Raw genomic sequence first — 6,966 nt, 5'->3', positions numbered from 1 at the left:
CTGGACAGTCACCGGCCGGCACGGAACCTGATCAGGAGCCGCTCCGCCGGAATGCCGGCAACGGGACCTGCGGTATCGAGTCCATGTTCGTTCTCGGCCACCGCAGGTCCCGTTCGCGTGCCCGGAACCCGGAAAAAGGTTTGCGTCCGCCGGTGTCGCGCCTCCTGCCATGGTGGTGAAAGGGGGTCAACTCCCTTCGGTAAAAGTGCTGTTGCCATACTGATTCCGTGGCGTGTACGGAATCGAGTGGGAGGCACTGGAAATGATCCGCACTGTGGTCCCCGTGGGATTGGCGACGGTACTCACGGCAGCCGGCGTGATGCACTTCATCTGGGCGTTCTCGCCCTGGCCGATGAAGGATACGGTGACGTTCACCAAAACGATCGGTGGCACCGACGATGGCGTGATGCCGTCGGCGGCGAGCGCCATGATGGTCGGCCTGGCGCTGTTCGGTGGCGCCGTCCTCACCCTCATGGTCAACGAGTCGATCCCGTCGATCGGCCCGGACTGGCTGCGGCTGGTGGGCATGTACGGGCTGGCCGGGGTGCTGCTCGCCCGTGGTGTCGGCGGGTATTTCATGAACTCCGGGGCCGCCGCCGAATTCCAGCGCTGGAACAGCGTCCTGTACTCGCCGTTGTGTGTGGCGCTCGGCGTCCTGGGCGGCATGGTCGCGGTGGCCGCGAGCAGGCGTTACTGACCGATCGGCGGGTGCTGTCGGCGCCCCGGACCGTGCGGGTCCGGTGGTGCGAGGCACCCGTCGGTGTGCTCGCCGGGGTTCCGGGCCCGCCGCCCCGCGGATACGTCCCGGCCCCGGCGTACGACGGCAGCCGCGGCCGGAGGCATGCCGCCTGGCGCCGCGCGTACGTGCCCCCGCACCGGCGACCCGCATCGAGGTCACGTCCCTCCCCGGGCGGTCCACCGCGACCATCGGCGCAAACGCCGACGACCGACCGGGGCATCAAGCTGCACCGCCTGCCCCGGCTCGGATGACCTATCCGGCCACGCTGGCAGCAAGCTGCACCGTCGCCCCGGAAGACGAAGCACCAGTTCCGCTTGCGTCGCGCACCGTGCCGCTCCTTGCGCGGAGCGTGCCGACGGTGTCCGGTCCTGGCCAACTGCGCCCCTGCACATCCCCGTTCAAGCCATGATCGAGCCTACGGTGGCCCCCTGACCACAAGTCGCACGGGGATGAGTCAGCTCACAGATGCGCCGTTCTTCCACGCCACCGACACCGCTGTTCAAGCGCCGGGTGGACCGCCCACCGGGATGTCATCCGGAGATCGGCACCGCCGCCGGCCGCGACGCGCCGGAGCCCGGCGCCCGCTCCGGTGAGCGGCACGGCCCCCGCCGCGCCGACGCCGCGTCCCCGGGCTTCGCCGCCCGCCGGCCGGCCGCCGGCCCGGCCGTGCCACCAGGGCCGGGCCCCGGCCCACGGCAGCGGCGCCCCGGACGCCGATCAGCGCCCCCCGAGCCTTTCGGCCACCTCCTCGCTCCCGGACGACCTTCACGCCCTTCATCCGATTCGGCACACACGCCGCGTTCGGCGTGCCCCGATGCCAGGAGACGAACCCGACCGTGACTTCCTCGACGCTTCCCACCGCCGCGTCCCCGAACACCACGTCCCCGAACACCGCGTCCCCGACAACCCCTTCGTCAGGCACCGCTACGGGCACCCTCACCGACCTGCTCCTGACGGCGGCCGAGCAGTATCCCGCCTCCGGACTGCGCCACTGCCACGGCGCGGCCCACCTCGGGTACGAGGCCCAGAGCCACCCCGAGCTCCTGGAGCGGGCCCGCCGGATCCTGTCCGGGCTGCGGGCGCGGGGACTGCGACCGAAGGACAGGGTCGTCATCGTCCTGGAACGCTCGCAGGACTTCCTGCCCGCGTTCTGGGCAGCGGTGCTCGGCGGCTTCCTCCCCTGCCCGATGGCGGCACCGGCCGGTGACCCGGTGGCCTTCGCCGAGCGGCTGCGCCATGTGGCCGCCCTGCTCGGCGACCCGCTGACCGTGACCACCACCGCCCTCGCCGACGGACCCGCGCACGTCCAGGGGCTGCGGGTGGCCGCGCTGGAGGAGCTGTGCGATCACCCACCGGCCGGTGAACCGCACCGCGCCTTACCGGACGACACGGCCCTGCTCATGCTGACCTCCGGTTCGAGCGGTGCCCCCAAAGCGGTCATGCTCAGCCATGCCGCGCTGCTCGCCTCCATGGCCGCCAAGAACGGCCACCAGCGGCTCACCGCTGCCGACACCATGCTGAACTGGGTCTCCTTCGACCATGTGGCGGCGCTCCTGGAATGCCACCTGTTGCCACTGTCCACGGGGAGCCGCCAGGTCCACGCCCCTGCCGCGGCGGTGCTCGGTGATCCGCTGGAGTTCCTGCGGCTGGCCGACCGGCACGGCGTGACGATGACCTTCACCCCGAACTTCCTGCTCGGGCTGATCAATGCGGCGGCCGGCCGGCTGGACGCCGAGCCCCGGCCCCTCGACCTCAGCAGGCTGCGGCACATCGTCAGCGGCGGCGAGGCGGTGGTCGTGGCCACCGGGGAGACGTTTCTGCGTACGCTCGCCCCGTACGGCCTGGCGCCCGACGCCCTCTGGCCGGCCTTCGGGATGACCGAGACCTGCGCGGGCAGCGTGTACTCCCGCGGTGCCTTCCCCGAGGCCGACCGGGGCGCGGAGTTCGCCCACCTCGGTACCCCGGTCGAGGGGCTGCGCATGCGGGTGGTGGACGAGGACGGGCGGGTGCTGCCCGACGGCGAGGCCGGCGAACTCCAGCTGCGCGGCCCCGTGCTCACCTCCGGCTACTTCAACGACCCGCAGGCCACCGCGGCGGCCTTCACGGCCGACGACTGGTTTCGCAGCGGCGACCTGGGCCGTATCGACGACGGCCGGCTCACTCTCGTCGGGCGCAGCAAGGACAGCGTCATCGTCAACGGTGTCAGCTACTTCAGCCACGACATCGAGGCCGTGCTCGAACGGCTCGACGGGGTGACCCCCACCCATGTCGCGGCCTTCCCCACCCGCCCGGCCGGGAGCGACACCGAGCAGCTCGTCATCGCCTTCACCCCCGATCTCCCCGCCGGTGCCGAGGACGGCCTGCACGGTGTGATGACGGCCATCCGCAGCACCGTGGTGATGCACTGGGGCTTCCGGCCCGCGCTGGTCCTGCCACTGCCCGCCGAGTCCTTCCCGAAGACCAGCCTCGGCAAGATCCAGCGCGCCCGGATGCGGCGCAGCCTGGAGTCGGGCGCGTACGACGCCGAGCGGCGCGCCGCGGACGACCTCCGGCAGCGCATGCTGGGAGACCACACACCACCCGAGGGGCCGCTGGAGCGGGCGATCGCGGTGATCTACGCCGAGCTGTTCGGCATGGACCCGGCCGCGATCAGCGCCACCGCGAGCTTCTTCGACCTGGGGGGCACCTCGATCGACATCCTGCGGCTGCGTGCGCTGGTGGCGCAGCGCCTCGGCATCACCGGGATGGAGGTCGTCACCGTCCTGACCTCGCCCACGGTCCGCGACCTGGCCGCCCGCCTGGCCGGCGGCGGCCGGGCCGGGACGGGGATCCGGGCCGGAACCGGGACACCGGCCGGCGTCCGCCCGTACGACCCGATCGTGCCGCTGCAGACATCCGGTACCAGGACCCCGCTCTTCTGCGTCCACCCGGGCGTCGGCGAGGTGCTGGTCTTCGTCGGACTCGCCACCTACTTCACCGGGGACCGCCCCTTCTACGCCCTGCGCGCCCGCGGCTTCAACGAGGGCGAGAAGCCCTTCACCTCCTACGAGGAGATGGTCGACACCTATGTGACCGCCATCCGGGCGCGGCAGCCGCACGGTCCGTACGCCCTGGCCGGCTACTCGTACGGCGCCTCGGTGGCCTTCGAGATCGCCAAGGTCCTGGAGGCCGGGGGAGAGCGGGTCGACTTCGTCGGCAGCTTCAACCTGCCACCGCACATCAAGTACCGGATGGAGGAGCTGGACTTCACCGAGACCGCCACCCACCTGGCGGCCTTCCTCGACCTCATCGACAAGGAGCAGGCCGCCCGGCTCCCGGCCACGCTGCGGGCGCTGCCCCGGGAGGCGCAGGTGTCCCGCCTGCTCGGTCTCGCCCCGGCCCAGCGGCTGGCCGACCTCGACCTCGACGAGGAGAAGTTCGCCGCCTGGGCGGAGGTCGCCGACGCGCTGACCGATCTGGGGCGCGGCTACGAGCCGGCCGGGACGGTGCGCTCGATGAGCGTCTTCCACGCGGAGCCCCTGCGCGGCACCAGGGAGGACTGGCTGGAGCACGAACTGCGCCGCTGGGACGAGCACACCACGGAGCCCAACCGGTACCTGGAGGTGCCCGGTGAGCACCACACCCTGATGGGGCCGCGCCATGTGGCGGCCTTCCAGGCCATCCTGCGCCGGGAGCTGAACCGCTGCCTGGCCGAGGCCGACGCCGCGCGCGCCACCGGCGGCACCGTACGTACGACCGATCACGGGGGAGAGACGACGTGACACGAGGCAAGAAGATCCTGATAACCGGCGGCACCGGGCAGGTGGCGCGGCCGGTCGCCCTGGCCCTGGCCGAGCACAACGAGGTCTGGTGCCTGGGCCGGTTCGGCGCCCCGGGCGTCGAGCGCCAACTGGCCGACGCGGGGATCATCACCTGGCGCTGGGACATGGCCGACACCTCGGAGAACGCGTTCAAGGGCGTGCCCGAGGACTTCACCCATGTGCTGCACTCCGCCGTGGACCGCGGCGAGGACGGTGACTTCAACCGCGCCGCCGAGATCAACACGGTGGCCACCGGCCGCCTGATGACCCACTGCCGCGCGGCCGAATCCTTCCTGTACGTCTCCACGGGGGCCCTGTACGCCCGGCGGACACTGGACCACGCCTACACCGAGGACGACCCGGTCGACGCCTCCGCCGACTGGCTCCCCGCCTACCCGATGGCCAAACTCGCCACGGAGGGCGTGGTCCGCGCGTTCGCCCGGGTGCTGGACCTGCCCACCACCATCGCCCGCCTCAACATCGCCTACGGGCCGGGCAGTTACGGCGGTGTGCCGATGCTGTACTTCCGGCAGATGCTGGCCGGGGCGGCGATCGCCGTGCCACCGACGGGCCAGAACTGGTGCTCGCTCCTTCACACCGACGACCTCGTCGCGCAGGTCCCGCACCTGTGGCGGGCCGCTTCGGTGCCCTCCACGCTGGTCAACTGGGGTGGCGACGAGTCGGTCGGCGTCACCGACCTGCTCCGTCACATCGAGGCGCTCACCGGTGTCGAGGCCCGGCTCGTTCCCGACGAGGTCACCCGGGAGACGTACCGGTTCGACCCCACCCTGCGCCGGCGGCTCACCGGCCCCTGCCGGGTGGGCTGGCGTGACGGCATCGAACGCACCCTGCGCGCCCTGTATCCGCAGCACATCCAGGTCTGAAGCAGCTTTTCGAACAACGGGGACACACGACATGAACAGCATGACCACAGCCGCAGACACAGACACAGCCGCAGACACAGACACAGCCGCAGACACAGACACGGCCACAGACACAGCCACGGCCGACGGGCACCGGGCTCTCATCGAGCGCGCCTACCGCGCCTTCCACGACCGCGATGTGGCGGCCCTGCTCGACACCCTCGACCCGCAGGTGGAGTGGGTGCATCCCGACGGGATGGCCGCTTACGGCCTCGGCGGTACCCGGCACGGCCACGCGGGCGTCCGGGAGTTCCTCTCCCGGGTGCCGCAGGTCCTGGGCGGGATGCGCCTGGAGCCCCGGGAGTACGTGGTCTCCGGGGACCGGGTCGTGGTCTTCGGCGTCCGCCAGGTCACCTCCCTCCGCGGCACCACCCGGACGCTGCCCTTCGTCCACTCGTGGACCCTGCGAGGCGGGGTCGCGGTGCGGATGGAGGACGTGTTCGACACGGTGGCCCTCCAGCGCCTGATCGAGAGCTGAGCCCCCGGGTGGCCGCCGTGCCCCGGTCGCAGCGCCGGCCGGGCGACACGGCGGCGGCCCGGACGTGGACACGGGATGACGGGGTGACAGTTTCCTGCCCGGGCACGGGACATCCCGCAACGGAGAGAACCGGATTCGCGACGTTCCGTAGAGCGACCGGCAGGGCATGACAGCTACCTGTCCCCCGGTGGTTGGGGTCCGGGAAAGTGGCCTAAAGTCGCACTCACCATTTACGAACGCAGGGCGCCGCTTGAGCATCGCTGTTCGCCGCGCGCGTTTCGCTGAAATGTCTGATGAGACTCAAGGCAATGCAATGCATGACACACGGGGGAGTCACGGAAGCATGCAAGGTGAAGTAGTGGCATCCATGCCATGCGGCAGGGCCGAGTCACTCGGTGAATGCGCCGGATGAGGATGCGCACAGCTCGTTTTTGAGATTTTCTGCCGGGGTTTGACATTCCAAAGACCTTCTTTGGTGCCCTTTGCAGTGCGTCGCGACGCCGTCGAGCCCTTTTGGCGTGCCGGGAACGTCACTTCGGCGCAGTCGGAATGTCCCGTACCGAGAGATGGCCCGACCGCGGACGCATGTCCGGCGGTCCGGTGTGGACGAGGCCGTGACTCATTGGCGCAACAGGGGAGCGCGCGGCATGAGAGCAGTCGAGAACCTGGTCGCATCGCCGCGCCCGGGTCAGGAGGGGTAGGCGTGGCCACCGACAAGAACGACATCATCGGAGCCCTTCGGAGGTCGGTCAAGGAGACCGAGCGCCTCCGGCGACAGAACCAGGAACTCGTGGACCGGGCGAGCGAACCGGTGGCGATCGTGGGCATGGGATGCCGGCTGCCGGGCGGGGTGAGCTCGCCGGAGGAGCTGTGGGAGCTGGTGGCGTCGGGCCGTGACGCGGTGTCGGAGTTCCCGGGCGACCGCGGCTGGGACCTGGACGCGCTGTTCGATCCGGATCCGGATCACCCGGGGACCGCGTACACGCGGGAGGGCGGCTTCGTCGAGAGGGCCGGGGAGTTCGACGC

General features: G+C 71.1%; 5 protein-coding genes. All 5 read left to right on the top strand.

Annotated elements, in window-relative coordinates:
• The first annotated feature begins 232 nt into the window (after positions 1-232).
• Positions 233-697 (top strand): DUF3995 domain-containing protein, encoded by a 465-nt coding sequence (locus IH00_RS0103235; RefSeq protein ID WP_234334753.1) that lies wholly within the window; start codon positions 233-235, stop codon positions 695-697.
• A gap of 878 nt (positions 698-1,575) precedes the next feature.
• Positions 1,576-4,500 carry an AMP-binding protein gene (locus IH00_RS0103230; RefSeq protein ID WP_078887534.1) on the top strand — a complete coding sequence of 975 codons (2,925 nt, stop codon included), beginning with the start codon at positions 1,576-1,578 and terminating at the stop codon, positions 4,498-4,500.
• Entirely contained in the window at positions 4,497-5,423 is a 927-nt protein-coding gene (locus tag IH00_RS0103225; RefSeq protein WP_031069297.1) for an NAD-dependent epimerase/dehydratase family protein, read from the top strand. Before IH00_RS0103230 ends, IH00_RS0103225 begins: the two co-directional genes overlap by 4 nt.
• 142 nt (positions 5,424-5,565) lie before the next feature.
• Complete coding sequence (locus IH00_RS0103220; RefSeq protein ID WP_031069295.1) at positions 5,566-5,940, top strand: nuclear transport factor 2 family protein; 375 nt, start codon at positions 5,566-5,568, stop codon at positions 5,938-5,940.
• Positions 5,941-6,643: 703 nt separating this feature from the next.
• On the top strand, positions 6,644-6,966 hold a 323-nt coding region (locus IH00_RS0103215; RefSeq protein WP_031069303.1), incomplete at its 3' end, for a beta-ketoacyl synthase N-terminal-like domain-containing protein.

This window comes from Streptomyces sp. NRRL S-118 (assembly GCF_000716335.1).
In the GTDB taxonomy this organism is placed as follows: Bacteria; Actinomycetota; Actinomycetes; order Streptomycetales; family Streptomycetaceae; genus Streptomyces.
Note: the sequence above shows the minus strand (reverse complement) of the source record. Positions and strands in the feature narration are given on the sequence as shown.